At 68.2% G+C, this 24,811-nt stretch carries 17 protein-coding genes and 2 pseudogenes; 10 read left to right on the forward strand and 9 right to left on the reverse strand.

What is annotated here, in order from left to right; genetic code table 11:
* Positions 1-37: 37 nt before the first annotated feature.
* The gene (locus OG509_RS32015; protein ID WP_406186102.1) at positions 38-2,800 is read left to right on the forward strand and encodes a penicillin acylase family protein; all 2,763 of its coding nucleotides are present in this window, start codon (positions 38-40) and stop codon (positions 2,798-2,800) included.
* 120 nt (positions 2,801-2,920) lie between these two features.
* Here OG509_RS32015 and OG509_RS32020 read toward each other — a convergent pair whose 3' ends face one another.
* From OG509_RS32020 to OG509_RS32045, 6 genes are all read right to left on the reverse strand, one after another.
* Positions 2,921-3,571 carry a hypothetical protein gene (locus OG509_RS32020; RefSeq protein ID WP_406186103.1) on the reverse strand — a complete coding sequence of 217 codons (651 nt, stop codon included), beginning with the start codon at positions 3,569-3,571 and terminating at the stop codon, positions 2,921-2,923.
* Positions 3,568-4,053: a DUF6114 domain-containing protein gene (locus OG509_RS32025; RefSeq protein ID WP_406186104.1), complete on the reverse strand. Its 486-nt coding sequence runs from the start codon at positions 4,051-4,053 to the stop codon at positions 3,568-3,570. Before OG509_RS32025 ends, OG509_RS32020 begins: the two co-directional genes overlap by 4 nt.
* Positions 4,044-4,694, reverse strand: coding sequence for a DUF6230 family protein (locus tag OG509_RS32030; protein ID WP_387284219.1), 651 nt, complete (start codon positions 4,692-4,694; stop codon positions 4,044-4,046). The genes OG509_RS32025 and OG509_RS32030 overlap by 10 nt, the downstream gene beginning before the upstream one ends.
* A gap of 107 nt (positions 4,695-4,801) precedes the next feature.
* A complete protein-coding gene (locus tag OG509_RS32035) occupies positions 4,802-5,629 on the reverse strand; it encodes a MerR family transcriptional regulator (protein ID WP_406186105.1) in 828 nt (275 codons plus the stop codon).
* A gap of 52 nt (positions 5,630-5,681) precedes the next feature.
* Positions 5,682-6,878, reverse strand: coding sequence for a methyltransferase (locus OG509_RS32040; RefSeq protein WP_406186106.1), 1,197 nt, complete (start codon positions 6,876-6,878; stop codon positions 5,682-5,684).
* Positions 6,879-6,962: 84 nt separating this feature from the next.
* Positions 6,963-7,313: a tetratricopeptide repeat protein gene (locus tag OG509_RS32045; protein ID WP_406186107.1), complete on the reverse strand. Its 351-nt coding sequence runs from the start codon at positions 7,311-7,313 to the stop codon at positions 6,963-6,965.
* Positions 7,314-7,420: 107 nt separating this feature from the next.
* Between OG509_RS32045 and OG509_RS32050 the strand changes: the two genes are divergently transcribed.
* The 6 genes from OG509_RS32050 to OG509_RS32075 all read left to right on the forward strand — a co-directional run bounded on the left by OG509_RS32050 (position 7,421) and on the right by OG509_RS32075 (position 18,973).
* Positions 7,421-8,386, forward strand: coding sequence for a pirin family protein (locus OG509_RS32050; RefSeq protein ID WP_406186108.1), 966 nt, complete (start codon positions 7,421-7,423; stop codon positions 8,384-8,386).
* A 711-nt stretch (positions 8,387-9,097) separates the two neighbouring features.
* On the forward strand, positions 9,098-10,369 hold the full coding sequence (locus tag OG509_RS32055; protein WP_398672668.1) for a helix-turn-helix domain-containing protein: 1,272 nt from the start codon (positions 9,098-9,100) through the stop codon (positions 10,367-10,369).
* 65 nt (positions 10,370-10,434) lie between these two features.
* On the forward strand, positions 10,435-11,655 hold the full coding sequence (locus OG509_RS32060) for a hypothetical protein (protein WP_398672666.1): 1,221 nt from the start codon (positions 10,435-10,437) through the stop codon (positions 11,653-11,655).
* Positions 11,646-14,930, forward strand: a complete 3,285-nt coding sequence (locus OG509_RS32065) for a hypothetical protein (protein WP_406186109.1) — start codon at positions 11,646-11,648, stop codon at positions 14,928-14,930. The genes OG509_RS32060 and OG509_RS32065 overlap by 10 nt, the downstream gene beginning before the upstream one ends.
* Before the next feature lie 29 nt (positions 14,931-14,959).
* A complete protein-coding gene (locus OG509_RS32070; RefSeq protein WP_406186110.1) occupies positions 14,960-17,725 on the forward strand; it encodes an RNaseH domain-containing protein in 2,766 nt (921 codons plus the stop codon).
* A 360-nt stretch (positions 17,726-18,085) separates the two neighbouring features.
* Positions 18,086-18,973: a DUF5655 domain-containing protein gene (locus OG509_RS32075; RefSeq protein ID WP_406186111.1), complete on the forward strand. Its 888-nt coding sequence runs from the start codon at positions 18,086-18,088 to the stop codon at positions 18,971-18,973.
* 170 nt (positions 18,974-19,143) lie between these two features.
* Here OG509_RS32075 and OG509_RS32080 read toward each other — a convergent pair.
* Positions 19,144-19,365, reverse strand: a pseudogene (locus OG509_RS32080) (transposase family protein); the annotation flags it as partial.
* Between the two features lie 27 nt (positions 19,366-19,392).
* Positions 19,393-19,617, reverse strand: a pseudogene (locus tag OG509_RS32085) (transposase); the annotation flags it as partial.
* A 149-nt stretch (positions 19,618-19,766) separates the two neighbouring features.
* Between OG509_RS32085 and OG509_RS32090 the strand changes: the two are divergent.
* Entirely contained in the window at positions 19,767-20,099 is a 333-nt protein-coding gene (locus tag OG509_RS32090) for a DUF2071 domain-containing protein (protein WP_406186112.1), read from the forward strand.
* Between the two features lie 430 nt (positions 20,100-20,529).
* Here OG509_RS32090 and OG509_RS32095 read toward each other — a convergent pair whose 3' ends face one another.
* A complete protein-coding gene (locus OG509_RS32095; protein WP_406187742.1) occupies positions 20,530-21,975 on the reverse strand; it encodes a competence protein CoiA in 1,446 nt (481 codons plus the stop codon).
* Between the two features lie 689 nt (positions 21,976-22,664).
* Here OG509_RS32095 and OG509_RS32100 point away from each other — a divergent pair.
* Positions 22,665-24,065: a protein kinase domain-containing protein gene (locus OG509_RS32100; RefSeq protein ID WP_406186113.1), complete on the forward strand. Its 1,401-nt coding sequence runs from the start codon at positions 22,665-22,667 to the stop codon at positions 24,063-24,065.
* A 172-nt stretch (positions 24,066-24,237) separates the two neighbouring features.
* Positions 24,238-24,774, forward strand: coding sequence for a hypothetical protein (locus OG509_RS32105; RefSeq protein ID WP_406186114.1), 537 nt, complete (start codon positions 24,238-24,240; stop codon positions 24,772-24,774).
* Positions 24,775-24,811: the final 37 nt, after the last annotated feature.

Genomic DNA, 24,811 nt, shown 5'->3' on the forward strand with positions numbered 1-24,811 from the left:
CCCCCGTGACCGCTTCCTGCCCCACGGAGGAGCACGTATGCGACGTCCCACCGCCCGTGTGAGAACTGCCGTAGCCGCCGGGGTGATCGCCCTCGGCGCCGCCCTGCTCTCCCCGCTCGCGGCCGCGACCGCAGCCGCGGCGCCGCCCGCCGATCCCGTGCCGCTTCCCGTCGCCGACTACTGCGGCGGCCAGTGCGCGGACATCCTGCCGCCCGGCCAGAACGGCAACGCGACCCTCGCCCAGATCCTCCTGCACAAGGCGTTCGGCACGATGCCCGCCCACGCCTCCGACCAACTGGCCCGCTACGACTCACTGGTGGCCGGATATCCCGGGCTCACCGACGCCAAGGTCAACGACTTCTTCGACGACGCGTCCTTCGGGGTCCCCGCCGACCAGGTCGAGTCGACCACCAGCCCGCGTTCCGACGTCACCATCACCCGGGACAAGAAGACCGGTGTCCCCCACATCAAGGGCACCACTCGCTACGGGACTTCCTTCGGCGCGGGCTTCGCCGCCGCCCAGGACCGGCTCTGGCAGATGGACCTCTTCCGCCACGTCGGCCGCGGCGACCTGACCCCGTTCGCCGGCGGCGCCCTCGCCAACCAGGGCCTGGAGCAGCAGTTCTGGCCGCAGGCCCCGTACACCGAGGCCGACCTCCAGGCGCAGGTGGACCGGATCCGCACCACCGAGGGCGATCGCGGCCGCCTCGCGATGGAGGACGCGCAGGCGTACGTCGACGGCATCAACGCCTACCGCGTGCAGTCCAAGAACGGCCGGTACTTCCCCGGCGAGTACGTCCTCACCGGCCACATCGACTCGATCACCAACGCCGGCGAGATCCAGCCGTTCAAGACCACCGACCTGATCGCCCTCGCCTCCGTCGTCGGCGGGCTGTTCGGCGGCGGTGGCGGCGGCGAGGTGCAGGCCGCGCTCTCCCTGCTCTCCGCGCAGCAGAAGTACGGCCTGGAGGAGGGCACCCGGGTCTGGGAGTCCTTCCGCGAGCGCGACGACCCCGAGGCCGTGCTCACCGTCCACGACGGCACGAGCTTCCCGTACGCGCAGAAGCCCGCGAACCCGCAGGGCACCGCGCTCCCGGATCCGGGCTCGGTCACCGCCGAACAGCTCGTCTACGACCGCACGGGCGCGGCGGCCACCGCGGCCGCCGCCGATCCGCCGAAGCCGGTCAAGCAGAGCATGTCCAACGCCCTGCTCGTCTCGGGGGCGAAGACCGCGAGCGGCCACCCCGTCGCCGTCTTCGGCCCGCAGACCGGCTACCTGGCTCCCCAACTCCTCATGCTCCAGGAGCTCCAGGGCCCCGGCATCAGCGCCCGCGGCGCCTCCTTCGCCGGGGTGAGCATGTACGTCCAGCTCGGCCGCGGCCAGGACTACGCCTGGAGCGCCACCTCCGCCGGGCAGGACATCACCGACACCTTCGCCGTCGAGCTGTGCGAGCCGGGAGGCGGGGCCTCGACCACCGCGAGCGCCTCCTACCTCTACCGCGGCACCTGCACCCCCATGGAGAAGCTGGAGCGCACCAACACCTGGAAGTCCTCGGTGGCCGACCCGACGCCGAACGGCTCGTACCGGATGCAGGTCTGGCGGACGAACTACGGCGTCGTGACCCACCGCGCCACCGTCGGGGGCAAGCCCGTGGCCTACACCGCGCTGCGCTCCACGTACCGCCACGAGGCCGACTCGATCATCGGCTTCCAGATGCTCAACGACCCCTCGTACGTGACGGACGCCCGTACGTTCCAGCAGGCCGCCCAGCACATCGGCTACGCCTTCAACTGGTTCTACGCCGACGCGCGCGAAGCGGCGTACTACAACAGCGGGTCGAACCCGGTCCGGCCGGCCGGGGTCGACGCCGCGCTGCCGATCGCGGCGAAGCAGCAGTACGAGTGGCAGGGCTTCGACCCGGCGGCCAACACCGCCGCGTACACCCCGCCCGCCGAGCACCCGCAGTCCATCGGGCAGGACTACTACATCAGTTGGAACAACAAGCAGGCCAAGGAGTACGGCGCGGCGGGCTTCGGCATGGGCTCCGTTCACCGCGGCGACCTCCTCGACCAGCGCGTGAAACCGCTCGTCGCCGCCGGCGGGGTCACCCGCGCCAAGCTCACCCAGGCCATGGCGGACGCGGCCGTCACCGACCTGCGGGCCGAGAACCTGCTGCCCGAGCTGCTCGCGGTGCTGCGCAGCGGGCCGGTCACCGATCCGGCGGTGGCCGCCGCCGTCGACAAGCTGGCGGCGTGGCAGGCGGCGGGGACCGAGCGCAAGGAGACCGCTCAGGGCTCGAAGGCGTACGCGCACGCGGACGCCATCCGGATCATGGACGCCTGGTGGCCGCTGCTGATCGAGGCCGAGTTCAAGCCGGGGCTCGGGGCGCCGCTCTACGACGCCCTGCGGGCCTCCCTGACCGTCGACGAGGCGCCCAACGCGGGCCACGGGCCCACCGGTTCGCACGCCGGGTCGGCGTTCCAGTACGGCTGGTGGAGCTACGCGGACAAGGACCTGCGCACGGTGCTCGGGCGCCCGGTCGCCGGTCCGCTGGCCAGGGCGTACTGCGGCGGCGGCTCGCTGCCCGCGTGCCGCGACGCGATGGCGGCCACGCTCAAGCAGGCCGCCGCAGCCGCGCCGGCGACGGTGTACCCGGCCGACGGGACCTGCGCGGCCGGGAACCAGTGGTGCGCGGACTCGATCGTGCAGCGTCCGGTGGGCGGGCTGAGCCACCCGCAGATCAACTGGCAGAACCGGCCGACGTACCAGCAGGTGGTGGAGTTCCCGGCACACCGCTGAGGACCCGCCCGTACCGCTGACCCGCCCGTACCGCCGAGGAGGCCCGCCGGCCCCGGATCGCTCCGGGGTCGGCGGGCCTGCGCGGCTGCGGCCTTTTCGTACGGGGGTCGCCGCCGCCCGTCAGGGGCCGACGGTGATCTGCTGCGCCGGGTCGGTCGTGTCGGTGACCTTGTACACGGCGTTGAAGACGGACGAGGTCGCGCTGGTCGGGCAGCCGAACCCGCCGGTGACCGTGACCGGCACGGAGGCGTTGGTGAAGGTCAGGCTCGGCGGGGCGCCGTTCACCCAGGCCCCGCCGACGTTCGCCGGGGCGGTGGGGGCGGCGGTGACCGTACAGGTGGCCAGGCCGGTCGTGTGCACGACGAGCCCGCCGACGGGGACGGTCATGGTGGCGGTGATCGGAGAGCCGTTCTGCATCGACACCGACCAGGAACCGCTGGTGGTGACCGTCGGGGTCACACCCGGGATGCTGGACGTGCACGAGCTGTACGTCGGCGGGGTGATCGGCGACGAGACGGGACCTGCGGGGTTCTGGTTGCCGGGGGCGGCCGGGACCGTGCCGGTGGAGACGGAGACCGTACAGGTCACCGTCACCGAACCGGCCTTGAGGGTGGCCTTGCCGCTGAGGGCGGCCTTGAACGAGTGCCCGGCCGGGGTGACGGTGGTCGATCCGGCCAGCGGCGAGGGCGCGGCGGTGGCGGTGACCGAGGCCACCGACAGCGCTCCGGCGGCGGCCAACCCGAGGGCGAGCGCGGTACGCGTGCGGCTCATGGCTGTGCTCCTTGGGGATCGGGGTGCGCGGTGGTGCCGGTTGGGGTGGGGGAGTGCGGTGGTACGGAGTCCTGCGGCTCGGGGGAGGGGTGCGGGACGGCGGCGTTCGGTGCGGGAGGGTTCGGCGCGGGAGGGTTCGGCTGCCAGGCGAACATCAGCCCGCCGCCGAGGATCCCGAGCAGGGTGCCGATCAGGAACCCGCCGAGGTTCGACATGACCAGTGCGGCGGTGGCGATGAGCGTGGTGAGGACACCGGCGAGGCTGCGCTGTGCGGGCGAGAACCAGGCGGTGAGGCCGAGCACGATCATGACGATGCCCATCAGGACGGACGGGATGCCCGCGATGCCCTGCTGGAGCATCACCTTCAGCGGTGCGAGCGGCAGGGCACAGATCTCCGCCCCGGCGAGGACGGCGAAGAGCCCTCCCCAGAACGGCCTGCCCCGACGCCACTGCCGCCACCGCCGCCAGAGGCTCAGAAGCATTCCTTCTTGCCCTTGCTGATGTTCATGCTGAGCCCGGAGAGCTTGAAGGTGCCCGCGTTCGTGGCCCAGGCCGTCTGCTGGAGATCGGTGATGCTGACGGTGTCCGCCTGCTGGGCGAACAGGTCCTGCATGCCCACGGCCTCCGTCGGCCCCTTGTCGAGGGTGGAGGCGTCGCGGCCGATCTCGATGTTGCTGAAGACGGCGTCGCCGGAGAGCTGGGTGGCGTCGACGAACAGGTTGCTGGCCTCGACGGGGGCCTTCTTGCCCGCGGTGAGGTTGAGCGAGATGTCGCCGACGACCGGGAGCGTGGTCACGACCGACTGGCAGAGGCTGTGGAGCTTGGCCTCCTTGATGGCGGTGACCGCCACCGGGATGAGCTCCTCGCGGGCGTTGACGTCGATGCTGCCGTACTGGGCGAAGCCCTCGCCCTCCAGGCTCGTCGCCGACACCTTGAACTGCTGGCCCGACACGGCGAAGGAGGCGGCGAGCGCGCCTTGCGCGAGGGCGATGCCGAGGCCCGCGGTCACGGCGATGGCGGGGAGGGTCAGGACGGCGAAGCGGCGCCAGCGGACACGGCCGCCTCCCTCGTCGTCTCTGCCGGGCGGGGCGGAGGAATCCGATAAGTTGGGGGAATCTGCCATGAGATCGTCCCTTATTTCGGCTGTGCACCGTTGTTACCGACGAGTTGAATGTAAGAGTGCCAATGGGGGTTGGCAAGGTTGCTCGACCGTGCCTTTTCGGCCGACTCCTACCGATCGGTCACTGCCTTCCGGTGCGGCCTTTCGGGGCCTTGCACGTCCTTGCGGAGCAGTTCGGCGACCTCCGTCTCCACCCGCAGGGCCATCGCCCGGGCGAACTCCGAAGCCACGACCTCGCCCGCCACCGGACGCAGCGCCGCCACCGCGTCCGAGATGTGATCCAGTTGGGTGGCTGAAAGTCGCTCCAGCCCGTCCGGTCCGATCACATGCCGCCGGAACAGTCCGACGAACCGGTCGGCGAGCGCGGCCGCCTGCGTCTGTACGAAGTCCCCCGCGTCGAGGATCTCCGCGAGCGGCACGCCCTGCCGCACGAGCGTGAGCGTGGCCTCCAGCAGGCGCCGGCTCTGGTGCGTGACCCGGTCGCCCTCGATCCGTACGTACCCCAGCTCCGCGGCCCGCCGGGTGTCCTCGGCCGTCCCCGCGGGGCCGAACAGCCCGCGCAGCTCGGCCAGGGTCATGGTGACCGGCTCCTCGTGGACCCAGTCGCGGGTCATCGCCCGCTCCAGGCCCAGGAGTTGGGACAGGCCGCCGCCCGCCTCCCAGGCGTGCAGCAGCTCGGCGATCCCGTTGACGGTGTACCCGCGCCCGAGGAGATCGCTGATGAGGCGCAGCCGGGCCAGGTGGTCCGCGGAGTACCAGGCGATGCGGCCCTCGCGGCGAGGCGGCGGGAGCAGCCCGCGCTCCTGGTAGTAGCGCAGGTTGCGCACCTTGACGCCGGCCGCGCGGGCCAGCTCCTCGCGGCGGTAGCGCTCGCCGTCGGCGCTGCCGTCCGTACCGTCGTCTCGTACCTGACCGTCTTCTCGTACCTGCCTGCTCACGCGGCCGAGTGTAGGGCGAACCGGGGGAGCTACCGGCGGGTGTACCGGCAGGTCACATGGGGCGCGGTCGCTCCTCCTGCTTGACCGCCCGCAGCACCACGAACTTCGGTTCGCTCGCGGCGACTTCGCTGTTGCCGAAGAGGCGGCGCAGGTGGGTGTGGTAGCCCATGTGGCGGTTGGCGACCACCCACAGCTCACCGCCCGGGCGCAGCACCTTGCGCGACTGCGCGAACATGCGCAGCGCCGTCGCGTCCGTCGTCGCCTGGTGGGAGTGGAACGGCGGGTTGCACAGCACCAGGTCGACCGAGCCCGGGTCCAGCATGGCCACGCCGTCGCCCACGAGGAAGTCGGCCCGATCGCGCTCGTGCTGGACGTTGGCGCGGAAGGTGGCCTTCGCCGAGGCGACGGCCTGGTACGACTCGTCGGTGAACACGATCTCGGCGCGCGGATCCGAGACCGCGACCGCCGTACCGACGATGCCGTTGCCGCAGCCCAGGTCCACGACCCGGGCGCCGTTCGTGTTGTTCGGGATGCTCTGGAGGAAGAAGCGGGTGCCGACGTCGAGCCGGTCGGCGCAGAAGATCCCGGCGTGGTTGACGGCGGTCAGGCCGGCGCCCGAGCCCGCGTCCTCGTCCAGCGTGTACGTCAGCGGCCACGGGTCGACGGCCCGCGTCGAGGCGGCGCTCGGCGTGCAGAAGATCAGCCGGGCCTTCTTCTCGGCGAGCGAGGTCCTGGTCGGGCCGAGGATCCGCTCGAAGAGCTTCAGCGTGGAGGTGTGGATCTCCTTGACCATGCCCGTGCCCACGACGACCGTGCCGGCGTGCACGTGCGGCGCCAGCCGGTACAGCTGGTCCTCCAGCAGCGCCAGGCTCTTCGGCACCCGTACGAGGAGCACGTCGATCCGCTCGGGCGGCGCGTCCTGCGTGGTCAGCAGCCGCACCGTGGACTTGGCGGTGCCGATCCCGGCGCGGTCCAGGTTCGCGGCGGTGCCGGCCCGGGCGAGGTAGGAGTCGGTGATCTGCGTGGGGTGGTACGCGGCCAGCGCCGTCGTGAGCGCCCCCCAGCGGTCCCCGAGGATGGTGATCTGCCCGGCGCCGGCCAGGTCCACCGGGCCGTGTTCCCCCGTACCGGAGTCGAGGTGGCGCAGCAGGTACTCGTCGGCAGCGTCCCAGGCGCGGAGCTGGTCGCGCGGGTCTTCGGGGAAGCGGGTGAGCTCGTGGGAGCCGAAAGGCGTGGTCAGACGGTTCATCGTGACCCCAGGCTAGCCGAGGCTGCGGCCCGGCCCCGCACGCACGGGGCCGGGTGGTGCGCACTGGGCGCACCACCAGGGGCGCTACTCGGGGAACTCGCCCGCCATCGCGGCGGCCATCCGCAGGTGGGGGCGGGCTTCGTCGGCCCGGCCCTGGCGCTCCAGCGTCCGGCCGAGCATCAGCTGCGCGTAGTCCTCCACCGGCCAGCGCTCCAGGATGGCGCGGAGCTCGTGCTCGGCGCGGGAGAGCCGGGCGGAGTGGTAGTAGGCGCGGGCCAGCAGCAGCCGGGGCGCGAGCTGCTCGGGGGCCTCGCCGGCCAGCGCCTCCAGGATGTTCGCGGCCGTCGTGTACTCCTTCGCGTCGAAGAAGAGCCGGGCGCGCTCCCAGCGCTCGGCCGCAGTGCCGTGCTCGAAGTACGTCGTCGGCGCGTTCATCGGGATCCCTTCCGCCGTTCAGGTGATGTGTCCGCCTGCCCCAACACGTGGGGGCGGCCGGACATTCCACCGAACGCGGCGCCGGTGTCGGTACTAAGTTGTGCAGTATGAGCAATCTCGATCGCCAGCCCGCTCTCTCCGCCTGCGGCGGCCGCGGCTTCGTCGTGGCCGAACCCGTACGCGAGCTCCTCAGCCCGCGTACGGTCAAGCTCGGGGAATCCACCGAGGTCCGCCGACTCCTGCCGAACCTGGGCCGCCGCATGGTGGGCGCCTGGTGCTTCGTCGACCACTACGGCCCGGACGACATCGCGGGCGAGCCCGGCATGCAGATCGCCCCGCACCCCCACTCCGGGCTCCAGACCGTGAGCTGGCTGCACGACGGCGAGGTGCTGCACCGGGACAGCGTGGGCAGCCTCGAGACGATCCGCCCGCGCGAGCTCGGCCTGATGACGTCCGGCCGCGGGATCAGCCACTCGGAGGAGAGCCCGCGCTCGCACGGCCGCATCCTGCACGGTGCCCAGCTGTGGGTGGCCCTCCCGGAGGACCACCGCAATGTGGAGCCCCATTTCCAGCACCACGCGGAGCTCCCGCAGGTGACCTCCCCGGGCCTGACGGCAACGGTCATCCTGGGCACCCTGGACACCGCGACCTCGCCGGGCACGGCGTACAGCCCGATCGTCGGCGCGGACCTGGCGCTCGCGGCGGGCACGGAGACCCGGCTCCCGCTCGACCCGGACTTCGAGTACGCGGTGCTGTCGATGTCGGGGGAGGCCTACGTGGACGGCGTCCCGGTCCTCCCGGGCTCGATGCTCTACCTCGGCTGCGGCCGCACGGAACTCCCCCTGCGCGCATCCTCGGACACCGGCCTGATGCTCCTGGGCGGCGAGCCGTTCGAGGAGGAGATCGTGATGTTCTGGAACTGGATTGGCCGCTCCCATGAGGATATCGCACAGGCCCGCGAGGACTGGATGAATGGGACGAGATTCGGCGAGGTGAAGGGGTATGACGGCCATCCGCTTCCGGCTCCTGACCTGCCTCCGGCCCACCTCAAACCACGCGGCCGAGTGCGCTGACCTGCGATAACTGGAGAGAGGCGGGCCCGCGGGGCGCAGGTCAGGCGCCTTCCGGTTACGGAAGCCTCGGCGCTTCCGGTCGCGCCCCGCGCTTGCCCTTCGCTGGTGCGGGGCCTTCCCCCTCTGTGGGCGTCCGTGGGTGGGTGTATGTCTACGAATGCTGACCCAATGCTGACTTTCCTGACGCTGCGTCAGGTGAGGCTTCGTGCAGGTACAGACATCGAAGCGGCTTCGTCGGCGATCGGCGCTTGTCTGGAAGTTGTTCCCAGCTACCTGCCGGTCGGGTTGCCCACTGTGCTTCGCAACGGGCGGACCGAGAGTCTGATCGCCTGGGTGCTACCGCTTGTAGGAAGCCGACAACCCCTGCAGGGGTTGTCGCAGCGACGTCCGCCGTGCAGTCTCGGCGAGGCGGGCTTCCGGGAGGCGGTGCGATGAACGGCACTGCCGTAAGGGTGTCCGCGGCTCTGTGGCGTGCCTTCCCTTGCCCCTCGTCAGAACGGTTCACAGGTGCGGTTGGGCTGGTAGCCGCCAGCGTGAGTCAGCGGACCGTTCGGACGCGCGAGCGACCGGCAGTCGGCACAGACGAGGGGCCTGAGAGCGGAGTCATGCCACGGCAAGCCCGACGAGTTCGACGCGCATGGAGGTGTTGCTGACGCACAGGCTCCATCACCAGTGCGTGTCACGTGACAGCAAGGTGTCTAGAGTTAGCGCATGACCAGGAACCGGGTTCCGATCTGGCCCGACAGGCTGCGTAGGGCGCGGAAGGCGAAGGGGTTGTCCCAGACGGATCTGGGTGTCTTGATCGGTGCCGATGTCTTCCGCATCACGAGCTATGAGACTGGCAAGAGTGCTCCCTCCCCGAACCGATTGATGCAGCTAGCAAGGGTTCTGGAGTGCGAACCGTCTTACCTCATGCAGACCGATCCGGACTCCTTCCTCCTGACAGATCTCCGCATGAGCGCAGGGTTGACCGCGGCCGAAGTGGTTGCCAAGTGTGTTCCCCTCCTAGGTCGAGTCGGCGTTCCCATCTCGCGCCCCAGGCTCTTGAGGGCGGAGAGAGGAGAGTTGCCAGCTTCCTGGACCTCGCCGGATGGGCGGAACCGTGTACAGGCCGTTCTCGCGCATGTTTATGGCGTCCCGGTGCGAGCGGTGATGGATGCCTGGGTGCTCACACTGTCTCGCTCCGAAAAGTCCGGCGACAACAGTGGCAGCGGCAAGAGTTCGAGATCCGCAGTCCCCGCGTCCCGCCCTGCGACGACGAAGGCCGCGAAAGCCTGGGCCGCCCTCAACGACCGGCAACGCACATACCTGAGGGTGATCTTCGAGGAGGATCAGCGCGCCGAGCGCCGAGCGGAGAGGGCGAGTGCGAACCGTAAGAGCCCTGGTCCGGCTGCGCGATGGCGTCGGCTCGCCTTCTCGGTGCATGGGGATCTCCCGGCCGACTACACCACGATTCAGGAGCGTCTCCGGACGGAGGGTGAGCACGACACCGCCGCAGGGTCGACGCTGCGGGCCTTGACACGGCGTGGGCTCATCGAGACGGAGGAGGAGATGGTCACGGTCCCCGACTGGGGAATCCTTCGCCAAGTGATGGTGAAGGTGACCCGTGCTGGCCGGGCCTGCGTGCGCGCCGGCCTGGATATTCCCCCCACGGGGCGCCCCCCGAAGCACCTGCTTTCGGCATGGCTGTGGGAGAAGTTGGTGATGCTCGCGAAGGAAGGAGACGAGGGCCTTCCCGAGCGGATGTTGGGAAAGGCCCGCATGTACCTGGACTCCGGGAAGATCCGGGGCGGACACGCTGCCCGCGGGTTTATCGCTTCCTACCCTGTTTACGCTGGCGCGGACGACACGGGCCCTGTCGGCGAGTACTGGTGGTTCGTCAACGAGGCGGGATGGGAACACATTCGCGCATACCGCACAGAGTATGAACGCCTCTACCCCCAAGTGGAGTTCACTACCCCAGAAGGTGAAGAAACCGCCTGATCGGCGGCATTGTCAGTGGCGGCCTTTAGGGTTCGGCCGTGACTCATGACATGCCAGCACGGCACATGACTGACCAGGAGGCCCGGGAGCGGGTGATGAAGGCGGCCGCCCGTGCTGTCCCGGCCTTCACCGCCGGCGACGGGGAACCCACGAAGCGGCTCCAGACCCTGATGGATGCCCATGGCGAGATCCTCGCCGCCCGGGGCCCCGCGCACCCTTTGACGTTCTCTGGTTTCTTGGACTCCCTCACTGGCGACCTCGCCGGTCTCCTTCCAGCGGGTGTCGAGCCGGAGGAACTGGAAGGGGTCCATCTGATCGACCCCGACGGGTACCCCGCCGACGAGCTGTTCGATATCACGTACGAGCAGCAGATGGTCTTGGACGCAGTCAGGCATAAGACCCGGCGCGACGGTTCGCCCCCGACGATCGAGGAGCTGGACGGGGAGCTGGATCAGGTCATCGTCAACGAGGTGCTGCGGCAGACCGGCCGACAGGGCGACTACGTGAACGGCCGGCGGAGCCTGTCGACGGTGCCGTCAGGGACGGAAGAGGAGATCACGGAGCTTGGTCTCCCGGCCCGAATCTTCCAGTTCTACGAGCCGATCGATCACGCGGCTCTATTCGAACAGTGGTGGTTCGCATGTCCGTTCTGCCGATGGCCGATGAAGGTAACCGTCCACGGGCGCCTCGGGGAGCGGATGGGCCGGGTGCGGTGCCTGTACCCGGCGCACGCCGAAACACTCGGCGCCCACTACATGTTCTCCATCCCCGAGGTCGGTGCGCCCCCGGTACTGCTGCCGACGCTGGACGTACCGCGGCTATCGGCGGAGGCGAAGGTGCTCGCCCCGGAGGTGCGTGGGGAGATCCCGGTGGCGGTCCCGGCCGCCGGTCACTGGGCGCTCAAGCGTGGACCGTGGCGGTACACCACGGTTCCCGGTCTCACGGAGATCGCCCTGTTCGAGGTATTGCGGGAGCGCGGTGTCCAGGTGGACCTCTGGCCCGATCTGGACAGCTACGACATCAGAGCGGTTCCCGCAACGCCCTCTGGTGAGAAGGTCGAGTTCAGGATCGACATCAAGGACTTCACCTCGGGCTTCCTCCTGGGGGAGAAGATCCGACGCGATAAGGGCGACAAGGGCGGCGCGAAGTGGATCGTCGTCCCGGACTACCGACATACCCAACTCCATTACCTGCGTGGGGTGTGTGACGAGTATGGGTTGCGGGTGGCTACGGCAACCGTGATGGGCAAGATGATCTGCGAGACGGCGGGTGTTCGATGGGTATGACTGGCGGGGGGAAGCTCAGCAGGGATGAAGCGGCCCTGCTGGTGGCCCTGGCTCTGGCCGCCCACTATTTCCCCGACGAGGATCACGACCAGGACGCGGTGGCGGGGACCTTCCGGCACGCGGCATTCTTGCTGTCCGGACAGTACGACAAGTGGAGTGCGTGGCGTGGCCTGCCGCTTGGGGAGAAGCAACGGATTGCGGCGGCCGCGAGGATCGCGCCGGCGGAGTACGCATCGGCTTCCGGGGTAACGCGCGCGGCCCGTTCGCGGCTACGGGACACCGGCATGAAGGGGGTGGCGATCAGGAATTTCACGGCGGTTGGCGCCCCGGAGACGTGCGAGGCGGTGATTCCGCGCGTCGGAGGTGACCTGCTCGCCTACGCGGACCGAATCCTGGCAAGGACGGTCAAGCGGGGCGGCGTCGGCGGGGCAGGTGAGCCTGCAGGCCCCGGGTCGTGGCTGACACGCACGATCTACGAGACCGGCCCCGGTGAGATTAGCGGCCGCGTGGACATTCCCGTTTTTCCAGCCGGTGAGACTCCCGAGATGGCTCGCAGCGAGATCGCCGCGAGCACGCCGGAGATCAGCATTCCGGTGGAGGAGCTACTCGCCATCGCGACGAAGCTCGACACCCGCATGTCCATCCCGTACCTGCATGGTGTCCTGTTTGACCTGTTAGCGCAGGTAAAGACAAGCGACACGATGCCGGCGTCGGAACTCCTGCGCCTCACCGCTGGGCCGATGGAGGTCTTCAACGCCCCCACTGGCACTGGCAAGAGCGTGATGGTGCGTGTGCTGGGGTCCTGGTTCACCGTGAAGCAGATGACCGTCACGCTGGTCCTGCCGACCGTGGAGGCAAGCCTGATGACAGCCCTGGAGATCCGCGAGGACCTCGCATGGCTGACAGACAAGTACGACTACGGGATCGACGCCGCGAGTGCCTGCGTGCCACTGATGTCTGCCTACGGGCTCCACAACCGGGCGATGAAGGTCGTCTCCCGCACCGAGGGCGCCATCAGGGCAGTTGACGACAAGGTGAGGTGGAAGCTCAACCAGCTTTCCTACGGCTGCGCGATGAAGCCGTTCGTGTCGTCCACGCATCCCTACCCGCACGGCAAGGAGCCCTGCTCGGGGTTGCGGCCGTTCCCGCCGCTCAAGGGCACCCGCTGCTGCCCGTGGATGTCCTCCTGCGGGAAATACCAGCAGCACCATCTCGCCCTGAATGCCAACGTGATCGTCACCAATCACCACAACTTTATGGGCGGCCGGATGCCCATCCCCGTCGCCTTCGGCGACCGGCCGGCCGAACGTCTGTCCGTGGAGGAGTTCCTCCTGCGCCGTTCCCACGCGATCCTCCTGGACGAGGTCGACCAGTTCCAGTCCATCGCGGTCGGGAAGTGCTCGACGGAGTTGGTCCTTTCCTCCCGGATGAACAAGGAGACCTTCCTCCCACAGATTCACCGGGCACTCAAGAACCGGCCCAGCGGCACCTCCCAGGAGCTGATCCCGCTGGTCGCTCACGCCATCTACCTCACTGACTTCTTCCTCGCGGCCGCCTGCCAGGGACAGATCCACCTACGGCACGACACCGACGACGAGGACGAAGTGAAGTCCACCGGCTGGCACATTGCCGGAAGCCGGGACCGGCGCCTGATCCGACTACTGTTCCCTGGCGAGGTCAACGGCGACGACCACGAGATGCCGGAGTACCTCTTCGGTCGTCTCAACGAGCTTCGCCCCCCGAGGACAGTATTCGGGCTCTCCGACGACCCCCACCCCGACCTTGAGCGGTCTGAACCCCTCGAAGCGCCCTACGACCGCGTACGTGACACGCTGACGGATCTTCTCTCCCCCCGCGGGGACAACGTCCTCAACCACGCCAAGCACCGCTTGCACGAGCTTCTGAACGGCCTCATCGCCGACCCACACGACCGGGCCGAAGCCATCACCCTCCTGGTCATCCGCACCTGGCTGGCAGAGCTGGACGACATCCTTGGCCGGCTCATGGCCAAGCTGTCCGACCTCAAGTCCATCACCAGCGACGAAGTACGCCGCATCTCCGAACGCCTCGACGGCGCCGTAGGCTCCAAGGCCATCCCCTACGGCATGCTCGGCCGGGCCCTCTTCGGGTACCGCCTCACTGGCCTGGACGACCCCGAGAACTCTGCTGAGTTCACGTCCCAGACTATGACCGGCGACCCCCATACCTACACTGCACAGCTCGGTTCGGTGGTTTCCCTGGTCGCTGCAGGTAGAGAACGCGTCGTCATGGGCCTGTCCGCGACGGCCTACTTCCCCGAGGCCGTCCGCGAGCACATCCACTCCGAGGTCAAGTGGTGGATGACCGATGCCGCGCCAGATTCCATCCGGGCGCGCCGCCAGACCTTCACCGACCTGCTGAACAACCCCATCCAGATTTCCGGCAACGCCCAACACCTCAAACCCAAGGCCCTCAAGGCCCTCGGAGAGGCCCTGTACCGGGACGAGATCCACCGGGAGCTGGAGCGTCTGGAGCGCGAGGACAGCGATCGGGCCAATGTCGTCCTGGTCGCCAACAGCTACGAGCACTGCCGCTACTTGGCCCTAGGAATCTTCAACGCACCCGAGTTCCGCAGCAAGGACGGTCTGTGCGTGGCCATCCCCGCAGACCAAGACGCACGCCGCGACCTGCCCGAACTCCCCGACAAGATCATCGAGCTAACCCCGGACGAGTTCGAGTCCTTCCCCAAGCGGGGAAGCATCCTGATCGTGCCGATGGCCCGGATCGCCCGCGGCCTGAACATTGTGACTGGCATCAAGTCCGCGATCAGCTCCGTCTACCTGTGCACACGCCCCCTCGCGCTGCTGACGGACCCAGCCGAGATGTACGCGTCCATCAACGCCTACGGCATGAACTCCTTCCGTAGCAAGCAGGGGATGGACCCCGTGCAGGCCCTCGCCGAAGCCCGGGAGAAGGCTTGGGACCGGCTGTCGTTGATCCTGCGCTCCGCCCCGGGGTTCCAGTCCCTGTCCCAGGCTCTCCAGAACGAAATCGTTGCCGGAATGATCGTGGACATGATCCAGCTCGCCGGCCGTGCCCGCCGAGGCGGCACTGACATGACTCTGCACCTGGTGGACCACGCATTCCACTTGGAGGCGTGGCAGGGCGGACTCGCGACTGTTCTGGAGCGCATCTATCAAAAGTGGTCCCCCCAGGAACGCGCCCGGATGAACGACATCTATGGCGAGGCCCTGGCCGCCTTCCTCGCGTACGCCGGCATCGACCCGCTTGACTAGCCCCCGAACTCCAGGAGTCACCCCTTCCCATGGCTGACGAAGACCAGAGCCCCTACACCGAGTACCTCGCCTTCCGGATCACGAAGGACGTCGTTCAGGACAGCACCGTCTACGTCCGCGACATCGGCGCCGACGGCCGGACCCAGTGGAGGAACTTCCGCAACGCCTACAAGCAGCGGACGAAGAAGTCCGAGGCGCAGCCCCCGCACTCGATCGTCCCCATCACCCTGAGGGCGATGACCGGCGGCTACGTCTGGCTGGACCGCGACACTGGCCTCCTGGTCAGTCGCGACCCCATCAGCGACACCACCGTCCAGCGGGTGTTCTCCTACCTGCACGGGCTCTCCATGGGCCGCAAGATCCACGAGATCGACCCCAACATGCCTCCTCGCCTGGCCGAGATGTACGCGGCCGCCGCCCAGGAGGAGCGGCTGATCGCCGACTACCTCGACCGCACCCCCGAGGGCCAGCCCAACGCCCCGAGCTGGGTGTACAACACCATCACCTGGGACCTGTCCCGCCGCCTGTCCAAACTCCCTTTCGTCTCCGGCGGCAACGAGTACCACCTGATGCCCGACACCACCGGCGGCCTAGTTGCCTGGGACGACGTCTGGCGTGATGCCGATGGCGCCAAGGCTGTCAAGGAGCACCAGGAGCTGGAGCGCATCCGCTACGCCTTCGCCCGGATGCGGCTGAGCATGAAGACCGCGCGGGACATCAACGATCCTCTCCTGTTGGTGTCCGCGTCGGCGTCCCGCGCACGTTGGAACATGGACTTCACCCGCAACGTCCTGGTCCGGCAGGCCAGCCCCACCCGGCCCGTGATGGAAGTAGGCCTCGATGGGCGCGGCCGGGCCCGGGGGGTGAGCAGGATGGCCCTGGAGACCTTGGCTGCCATGAGCTTGGGCGAGTCCGCTCTCCACCAGATCGATGCCCGGATCGGGGCTGAGAACAAGGCCCGGGAGGCAGAGGAGACCATTGCCGATCTCGGTCCCGACCAGAATCTGCGGCCCATCGTCTCAAAGAACTACGGCTTCCCCGTCGGCGCCGGCGTCGGCACCCAGTTCCTGCGGGACGCCTACGACTGGGTCCGCGGCTTTCTCGGCGAGGACTCCCGACCGCTGACCAGCATCCCGGTCAAGAGGAAGGCCGTCCGTGGCGCCCCGAAGGAGACCTCCGACGCCTACGTCATGCCGCCGGACAACGTCCTGCGCTCCCTCGACGCGATCGGTGCTGAACGCCTGCGCGTGCTGTGCCTGTGGAGCAGTGACCCAATCCGGCTCCGTATGATCGCCACCCTCGCGTCCGCCTATGGCCTGGCCCCGGACGCTGACCCCGTCGATGGCAAGCGCTGGGAACTTCATGTTGGCCGCGTGTTCGCCGAGTTCCGACACGTCCCCGACTTGCTCGAACACGGAGACTTCACGGCTCGCAAGAAGGCTGCCGAGGGCGTCTTTAGCCTGGAAGCCGAACCTGGCGAGATCCTCGGGGTCCTGGCAGAGACTGAGTACGGAGACGGAAAGGAGGGCCGCCCAAAGCCGCCCGAGAACGACCAGGACGCCAAGCACCAGGTCCGGACGATCCTCGGAGCCAAGGGAATCGTCTCGCAGTTCATCAACAACGCCCGGCCAGCCGCCAAGTCCAAGGCCAAGAAGAGCAAGGACGGAGCCGAGAAGAAGGCGGTGGACTACGAGGTCAGGGCATCCCTGATCGACCTGTACCGCTCCCTTGGCTTCATCGACGAGCGGTTCGACTACCGGGCCTTCGGTGCCCCCATCGGCCCCTACCAGCCCACTGAACTCGGGCACTGCGGTATCCACGTACGTCGGCAGGCCAAGCAGAAGGGCGACCCCGGCGCAAAGATCTCCATCGCCGCCACTACCCTCAAGCCGCCCACCCGCCGCGGCGGAGCCTGGACACTGCACGGATGGGACGTCCTCACCGGCCGGTGGCGCCCCTACCACGAGGCGGTGGCCGCGTTCCACTCCCGGCCACTGCTCAAGGGAACCCTGACCGAAGCCGACGACAGCCCCGAAGAGAACGCGAAGGTCGCGCTCGTCCTAGACCAGGCCCTGGAAGACCTCCACCACTACCTCGGCGGCATCGCCTACACCGTCACCGTAGACGGCGTCGCCTGCCGCCGCTTGTGGCCAGGCCTGCACAACAACAAGGCCGGCCAGACACCCCCGCCCCGGACTGCGTGGACCCCTGGCGCGACGCGGGCGGCGAAATACCGTCCCGCCGCTGTTATCAGGCTCAACAAGAGCATGAGTGAGGTCGGTCGTCCTGTCCGCATGATCCACTGGCGCAAGGGGGAGCGTGAGGAAGCCATCACGACTACTCTCCTCAACCGGCTGCCCACCGACCAGGAAGACGGGCGCTCTTGGCTCCTGGTCAACATGACCCACCAGCACGACGGCAACGGCCACTACCGCAAGGGCGAGCACAAGACCAGGTGGGATGCCCGCCCTCCCGTAGAGAGGGTCAACAAGGATGAGATCGGCCCGAATTACTACTCGATGACCGCCCTGGAGATCGTCACTCTTGAGTGCCCGTCGGAGATGTGGGAACCTCTCGCCCGCCTCACCTGGAGCCTGTGTGACATCGCCATGGCATGGCAGCACCGCACCAAGTACCCCGTCCCCCTTCACGCCGCACTCCAGATGGACCAGGACCATCCGCACTACAGGCGCACACTCGCCGACAGCGACGGCGAGCCGGTGACAGATCCCGCAACAGAAGGTCCCGAGACGGCAGCCGACGAGAACGAAGACGAATTCTTCGAGCTTGTGTAGTGCGCTGCTTCAATCGGGTGGTGTGCCGGTCGGTGGCGGTCTCCACTGTCCGGGTGCTCCCTCGGCGGCGATCAAGTAGTCGGAGGTGGCAGCCCAGCCGCAACCGGGGCTGCCACCCTGGCCAGCCGTGCAGCCGTTGGAGAGAGGTGCCTGCTCTGCCCAGTGGGCGAGTGCGGGGATCGAAGCGGCTCGTAGAAATCGCCGCTCCATCACTCTCAGTAGGCGTCACGGGTGCGGCCGGGGAGGCGTTCGGCTGTTGGGCACATGCGACTCTTATGGGCCCCTCACAACCCCGATGGCTCCGCCGGAAACAATCCCGGCTCCCTCACCGTTTAGGCCTGCGAAGCACGAGCTATGGGGGTGTCGGGGCTGAGGCTGTTCGATGTGGCCGGGGGGAGCGCGGTGGAGATCGCTGCACGCCCGGCAGAGGTGGAGCGCCACCTTCAGGACGTGGTCGAGGCGAACATGGAGGCCTTGCTGGGGGTCCGGTTCCTGGCCAGCGAGTACAGCACCGGGCCGGTTCATCGCGGCCGGATCGACTCGCTGGGCCTGGATGAGAACGGCTCGCCGGTCGTGGTCGAGTACAAGCGAGGCCGCGACGCCGGCGTCATCACCCAGGGGCTGTTCTACCTGGCGTGGCTGACCGACCACCGGGCCGAGTTCCATCAGTTGGTCCGCGAGCGTCTCGGGGCAGACGCCGCTTCCCAGGTGCTGTGGAGCAGTCCTCGGCTGATTTGCGTCGCGGAGGACTACACCCGCTACGACCTCCACGCCGTGCGCGAGATCCGACGGACCATCGACCTCGTCCGCTACAGCTACTTCGGCCCAGGGTTGCTCGCCCTCGAACCGGTGGCCAAAGCGACGGCAGGGGCTAACGAGCGCAGCGAGCAGCGTCGTCGGAAGCCGGTCAGGTCAGTCGGCATGCGTGAGGGCCCCAAGGCTGGGCTGCGCAGCGCGCTCGACGAACTGCTCCAGGGGCTGGGCGACGATGTGAGCAGCGTTGATCGCAAGCAGTACCGCGCCTACCGGCGGCTGCGGAACTTCGCATGTGTCAGGCATGCCCACCAGCAGGAGGTCGTGGTCACGCTCCGCCTTGCCCCCAAGGACATCGACTTCGTCCAGGGCTTCACCCGGGACGTCAGTCAGATCGGCCACCATGGCACCGGCGATGTCGAGGTCCGCCTTCGGACGGAGGCCGAACTGAACCGCGCTGAGCCGTTGCTCCGGATGAGCTACGAGGCTGCCTGAGAGCGTGGACGCAGAGCTGGCGGTGCGGCAGGCATGGAGAAGTTGGCTCCCTCGGTGAGAGTGACCTGGATCCGGACTGGACCGGTGCCTCAACGAAAGGGTGTTGCAGAAGGTCTCTCTCCGGCAGGCCGGAGTAGTGGTTGACCTGCTGTTTCATCCTGCCAGGGCGAGTTGTGCATGGTGGCGACGGCCTGGACGGCGTGGTGGAGGCCGTCGCCTTTCTGCCGGCAGTCGCGGAGGATCTTCCAGTTCTTCATGCGGGCGAAGGTGTGCTCGACGCGGGCACGGACCCTTCGGTGCTCGGCGTTGTCCTCTTCCTGCCCGCGCAGGAGGGGACGGCCGGCCCTTCTGCGGTGCGGGACGATCAGCCCGGTGCCGCTGTAGGCGCCGTCCGTCTGCTGCTCAAGGACGCGTGCCCAGACCCCGGCCTTCGACCAGCGGTCGAAGTTCTTGTAAATCGTGTTCCAGTTCCCGAACCGCTCGGGCAGATCACGCCACGGCGCCCCGGTGGGAAACCGCCACGCCGTCGCCTCGACCACCGTGCGTCGGTCTACCGGCGGACGGCCCGTAGCCTTCACAGCGGGAAACAGAGGCCCGAGCACGGCCCACGCCTCAGCAGAGATCACGTCGCGCGACGCAAGCACAAGGCTGCGCCCGCTGACTTCGAAGGCCCTCTAGTGCCGCATCAGGCAACGTTCGCCCTATCGTGACGCGCCGTCCGGAGTGCAGGTCCGGGCGGTAAGCGCCCGCCATGCTGTCCTCGTGGCTGAGCGTGTGCGGGTGCGTGAGATCGATGCGCTCCTCGCAGGCCGAGGCCGCCCGCCCCCTCGATCACTGGCTCACCAACCGCTTCCACGCCTATTCCGCACGCATGGGCCTCCTGTGGCGCACCCCCGTCCGGCACGAGCCTTGGCCACTGGTCCACGCGACGACGGTGGCTCTCACGCAGACCCTCACGCGGGCCGCCGGCCTACCCGACCCCGAAACAGAGCCGACAACCCACACGTCCCCCTGCGTCGGACCGGTCAGACTCGGCCCGGCCCGGCCCGGCCCGACCCGCCTGAGCCACCTGGGCAGGCCGGCGTCACCTGGCCGCCAAGCCCTAGATCCAGGAGTGCGTCTTTGAGCCCGGTCAGGATCGGCCCGACCGAGTCAGCGGGAATCCGTAGGTGGACGTGGCATAGAGGGGACAGTGCTGGATTGAGCAGCCGCGCCCGGACTCCGCCGAGCTACATGATGTGCTCGTGGAGGCACTACCTCCAGGCATCGGGCGCATCGGCGAGCCATCCGGCTTATCCGGCCCATCGCGAGCGCCTGGCTCCACTGGGCTGACTGCACCCCACCCCGTACAGCTCGCCGCCGGCCTCGCCCCCGACCGATGAACCGAAGCCGTCATCAGCCCCTCCCACCGCGCGTAGGAGACGTATCGGATAGTGCGCGCCGCAGTGCCGCTCGGCTCCGGGGCTTTGCCCTCCTCATGGTCGCAGCCCTGGCCGCGCTCTGGGGAGGCCGAACGTCGACCTCCCCGGCGCCTTGCCGGCCGCGGGGCGGCCAGCTCACCCGAAGAAGAGCTGCTCGTGTTCCGGCAGATCAAAGACCACGAGCTCCTTGCACTTCACGTCTGCCAGCAGTTTGGCTTCGGCCTTGTTCCGGACGAACACCGTAAGCTGGCCGACCCCGTTCGACGGCACGAGCACGCCAGGGCATGGTCGGGCCACCCCGTACACGTACCCGTCCACCCTGAATAGGGGAGCGCCGTGGCCATAGCGGAGATCCGTGTAGAGGTCATCCGGGATCCGTAGCTGCACCTTGTGCTCCTGCCGGGCCCAGGCAGCGACCGCCTCGAACAACTCCCGCACCTGAGCGCCGGAGAGCAACGACCACCACGCCCTGCTGGCCTCCTCAGCGCGCAAGACGCGCTCCGCTTCCTCGGCTTCCTCACGCAGCCGCCGCTCCTCTGCCTCGGCCAGCTCCCGGTTTCGCCGAGCCACCTGCTCCGCTCGTTCTTCCAGCCACCGGGCGTGCCGTGCATCCGCCAACTCCCGCGCCCTGCGGTTACTCTCCTCCTGCTTCTCCAGGCGGCGCGCCTCCTCCCGCGCGGCTTCTTCCAAGCGGACCTGCTCGGCCTCCGCTTCCGCCGCCAGCCGCGCCTCTTCCGCGACCCGCTTCCTCTCCTCCTGGCGCTGGCGCATCACGTCGTGCTCGGCCTGTAAGCGGGCCGACTTTGCCGACGTCCACCACATCCCACGTCGCAGCACCCACAGCCGCCCACCCACCCGCCGCTTCACCCGGTGATACCGGCGCAGACTTACCACCGGCTCGACCTGACCCTCCAGCGCCCACCGAACGAACACCGGCAGCGGCGTCGTCCGCACACCCCACGCACCGAAACTCCAGTCGAACGCGGCGACACCATCATCCACCGCCCACGCCCCGCCAGCCTCCGGAGGCTGGGCCCGCACTGCCGGTACCTCGTCGATCCACTTCGGGGACTTCTCGTGCGGGGACACCCAGCACACTCGGATCCCCGCCTCCGCATACCGGTCTGTGCGCGCCTGGATGTCGGGAACGGTTATCGGCGACAACTGCGCCTCCCACGCCATCCGCCGGCTGCCGTCCGGGGAGGTGGCCATCACGTCGGCCCGCCAGGACTTGTCCGGCGCGCTCACTTCCAGCTCGGCGTGCCAGCCCGCATCGCGGATCGCCCCGAGCAGCACCAGCTTCGTCATGTGATGCTCGAAGCTTTCGTTCTCCAGCGGGCAGTCGTCTGGTCGCTTCCCGTGATGCGCGAAGAACCGGGTCCCGCCCCGCACCACCGCACTCATCGCGCCCTCACAGTCCGGACAGGACAGTGGTGCTCGGGGGCGTACCCGGTGGACGTCTTCCCAGACGATCCCGCACCCCAGATCCGGAAGCCCCGCATACAGCCGCCCCAAGACGGCATGCACAGCCGTGTACGGCACGAGCCCCTCCCCTCCCGCACAAACAGACCACCCAGGCATAGCAGCCCCCGCCGACAACGGCCCCGCCCAGACCATGCCGATCTGGCCAGATCGGGCGCCAGCAGACTGGGCAGAGCGGGAGAACCTGGGACTCCGAGATCCTCGCCCAGGCTTTCGGGCCTGTGGCCGACACCTACCGTCGTCGACCGCGTGGCCAGGCGTCCACAGCGCGTGCAGGCAAATGTCTCTGTAGCCACTTGCGTGCGGCTTCTTCGCCGAAGCCGTGTGTCCGGAGGCCGTCGAGCGCGGCAACTCGGACGTCCCGAGCTTTGTCAGCGCGGCCCAGGTGGGCCCGAGGTGGCGATCAAGAGGAACCGGTCGTCGCCAGCGGTACGTATGTCGCGGAGCTGCGCGGGTGAGGGGATTACCGCGCGCTCGGGGTCGTATTGCGGGGCTTGACGCCCAGGACGGGTTCTCGACGTAGATGTCGAAGCGGTACGCGTCGAGGAGGACCGACTTCACCTTGTCGAAGGTGCTGGACTGCGTGGCCAGGCTGGCGCCATTGCGTTCCATGGTCCGGATGAAGCCGTCGAAGACCTCGTGGTCGAAGGTGCTCATCCGGCGGCTGCCGAGCGTCAGGAGGAGGTGGTGCTCGAGGACGACTGACGGAGACCTTGCCCTCCGACCGGGTTGCCTCAACGCTGTAGGTAGGCTTCTTGAAGCCAGTAGGTACTGGATAGGGGGAGCCGATGACAGACGCGTTAACGGACGCGGCCCGGAACTATTGGGTCGACGTCAACACCCAGAGCTACGAGCCGCTCCGGGCCCGCGCCCTGGGCGGCCGGAACATGGCGTCAGTCATTGAGGCGACGGTCGATGCGCTGGTCGAGCACGGCATCGATCGTTCTTGGATACAGGTAGGCCGTGATGCCTACCTGCCGGGCTCCTTCGGCTTGGGGAACACTCGCTGGGACATCCTCATAGCCAAGGAAGAAGTACCGCTCGGAGCCATCGCGTTCACGGGGCAGTCCGGTCTCTCCGCAGCAAAAAACCTGACCAACAGGATTCACGATTGGACCTCACGGGCCTTTTCCGTTCGGAGTTCTCACGATCTCGGCGGGCTGCAGCCGCTGCTGGGGCTCTTCATCATGCTGGAGCAGGGAATCGAGCACCGCGTCCAGTCGAGGCTCGAAGAGGCCCTCAACCAGTTTCATGGCGATGAGCTCTACGACGAGATCGCCTACACCTGCTTCGCCGAGGAAGTGTTGCGGGAGCCGATAGCAGAGATGACCGTGCAGCGGTTCATCGATCGGTTCAGCCGTCGCCTACTAGCGCGCGCTGTGGGGCCGCTGGAAGACATCCCGCCGTATCTGGAGGGTTATCGTGAGGTAAGTGAGGCTGCACGGGGCGTGAAGAGCGACTATGCCCTGGAGCGCATCCCCGAGAAGGGTGGGCAGGCTGAGGTGTTCCGTGCTGTTCACAAGGCGTCGGGCATCGAGGTCGCGTTCAAGCGGAGACTCTCGCCAAGAGAGAAGGCAGCCGCCCGGATGGGGCGGGAGATCGAGATCTCCCGCCTGCTGAGCGGGCACCCGCACGGCACGCCGGTCCTCGACTTCGACAGTCGGCACCAGTGGTTCGTCATGCCTCTGGCTCGGGCGACGGCAGAGGAGCAGGCCGTTAACCTGAAGGACCAGAAGGAGCTGCTGAGGCTGATCAGAGCGGTGGCGTCCGTGCTGGCCGAAGCCCACCGCCACGGCTGGCGCCACCGCGATGTCAAGCCGTCGAACATACTCCTGCTACACGGCCGATGGACGCTGGCCGACTGGGGTGCTGCGCGTCGGCCTCGCGGCCAGACCACTTTCGCCGGCCGCACTGGCGCATACATAGGTACGCCCGGTTTCGCTCCACCCGAGCTGTCCGTCAACCCGCATGACGCCGTCCCCGCGTCGGACATCTACAGCCTCGGCCGGGTGGCGGCGTGGGCGCTCACCGGAGAGCGGCCGCTGCCAAACATTCCGCTCCTGCCGGCGCATGAGCCATGGCAGACCATCGTCAGGGAAGCTACCCAGCACGAAATCGAGCGGCGGCCACAGAGTATCGACGAGCTCCTGACCCTCATCGACCGTGAACACGACAAGCACCGTTCTTGACCTGGGCGCTAGGGCGTGCGCAGATGCCGGCCTCGACAAGAACGCGCGCAGATGCCGGCCTCGACAAGAACGCGCGCAGCGAATGTGGTCTTGGTGGTCTCGTCGGCGTTGAGTAGATCTCATGACACGAGAATCCACCACGACAGCTAGGGAGGGCATTTAGCCTCTATCTATGGATTCTGAGGAGATTGCACGCCGGGGGAAGGAGCTGGAGACCTACTGGTATGGGGAGAACGGGTTCCGGCAGAAGTACCTGATCGACATGGTGCCGCTGCCGTTCGTCGCCGACGAGGACGTCATTGGCGGGCGCCTCATCGTGGCCACGGGCGACATGCGGCTGCGGAAGGTCGCCGAGCAGTTCGCCGGTCACTTCAAGCGCGAGCTTCGGTTCGACTTTCTCCAGTTCACGGCGACTGGCAGCAACCGCGGTCAGGAGGTGCTGTTGATCAACTCCAGGGACGTTGTGATGCTGTCGCCAGTCGCGTGCGGCGCAGTGGGGTTCGACCTGGAGGAGAAGTGCCTGACGTGGGTCTGGATCCATCCCTTCCAGCGGGGAAGAGGTCTTCTCGATTGGGTGTGGGAAGGACTGGAGCGACGGCACGGGACAGAGTTCACCGTGGAGCAGCCGGTCTCGATCCCGATGCAGCGCTTCCTCCAGAGCAAGGGCGTTGACCCTGCCCGCTGGGGCGGGCCCTCCCCCACCGAGTAGGGACCTCGGTTTCACTGAGCCCATTCCAACGTGGGCG

It is taken from the genome of Streptomyces sp. NBC_01006 (assembly GCF_045162725.1).
Lineage (GTDB): Bacteria > Actinomycetota > Actinomycetes > Streptomycetales > Streptomycetaceae > Streptomyces.

Coding starts and splice junctions, on each gene's coding strand:
- OG509_RS32055 (WP_398672668.1), top strand. CDS start 9,098: ATGACCAGGAACCGGGTTCCGATCTGGCCCGACAGGCTGCGTAGGGCG.
- OG509_RS32100 (WP_406186113.1), top strand. CDS start 22,665: ATGACAGACGCGTTAACGGACGCGGCCCGGAACTATTGGGTCGACGTC.
- OG509_RS32090 (WP_406186112.1), top strand. CDS start 19,767: ATGCGCTCCTCGCAGGCCGAGGCCGCCCGCCCCCTCGATCACTGGCTC.
- OG509_RS32025 (WP_406186104.1), bottom strand. CDS start 4,053: ATGCTTCTGAGCCTCTGGCGGCGGTGGCGGCAGTGGCGTCGGGGCAGG.
- OG509_RS32065 (WP_406186109.1), top strand. CDS start 11,646: ATGGGTATGACTGGCGGGGGGAAGCTCAGCAGGGATGAAGCGGCCCTG.
- OG509_RS32095 (WP_406187742.1), bottom strand. CDS start 21,975: ATGCCTGGGTGGTCTGTTTGTGCGGGAGGGGAGGGGCTCGTGCCGTAC.
- OG509_RS32015 (WP_406186102.1), top strand. CDS start 38: ATGCGACGTCCCACCGCCCGTGTGAGAACTGCCGTAGCCGCCGGGGTG.
- OG509_RS32040 (WP_406186106.1), bottom strand. CDS start 6,878: ATGAACCGTCTGACCACGCCTTTCGGCTCCCACGAGCTCACCCGCTTC.
- OG509_RS32030 (WP_387284219.1), bottom strand. CDS start 4,694: ATGGCAGATTCCCCCAACTTATCGGATTCCTCCGCCCCGCCCGGCAGA.
- OG509_RS32020 (WP_406186103.1), bottom strand. CDS start 3,571: ATGAGCCGCACGCGTACCGCGCTCGCCCTCGGGTTGGCCGCCGCCGGA.
- OG509_RS32045 (WP_406186107.1), bottom strand. CDS start 7,313: ATGAACGCGCCGACGACGTACTTCGAGCACGGCACTGCGGCCGAGCGC.
- OG509_RS32060 (WP_398672666.1), top strand. CDS start 10,435: ATGACTGACCAGGAGGCCCGGGAGCGGGTGATGAAGGCGGCCGCCCGT.
- OG509_RS32050 (WP_406186108.1), top strand. CDS start 7,421: ATGAGCAATCTCGATCGCCAGCCCGCTCTCTCCGCCTGCGGCGGCCGC.
- OG509_RS32070 (WP_406186110.1), top strand. CDS start 14,960: ATGGCTGACGAAGACCAGAGCCCCTACACCGAGTACCTCGCCTTCCGG.
- OG509_RS32105 (WP_406186114.1), top strand. CDS start 24,238: ATGGATTCTGAGGAGATTGCACGCCGGGGGAAGGAGCTGGAGACCTAC.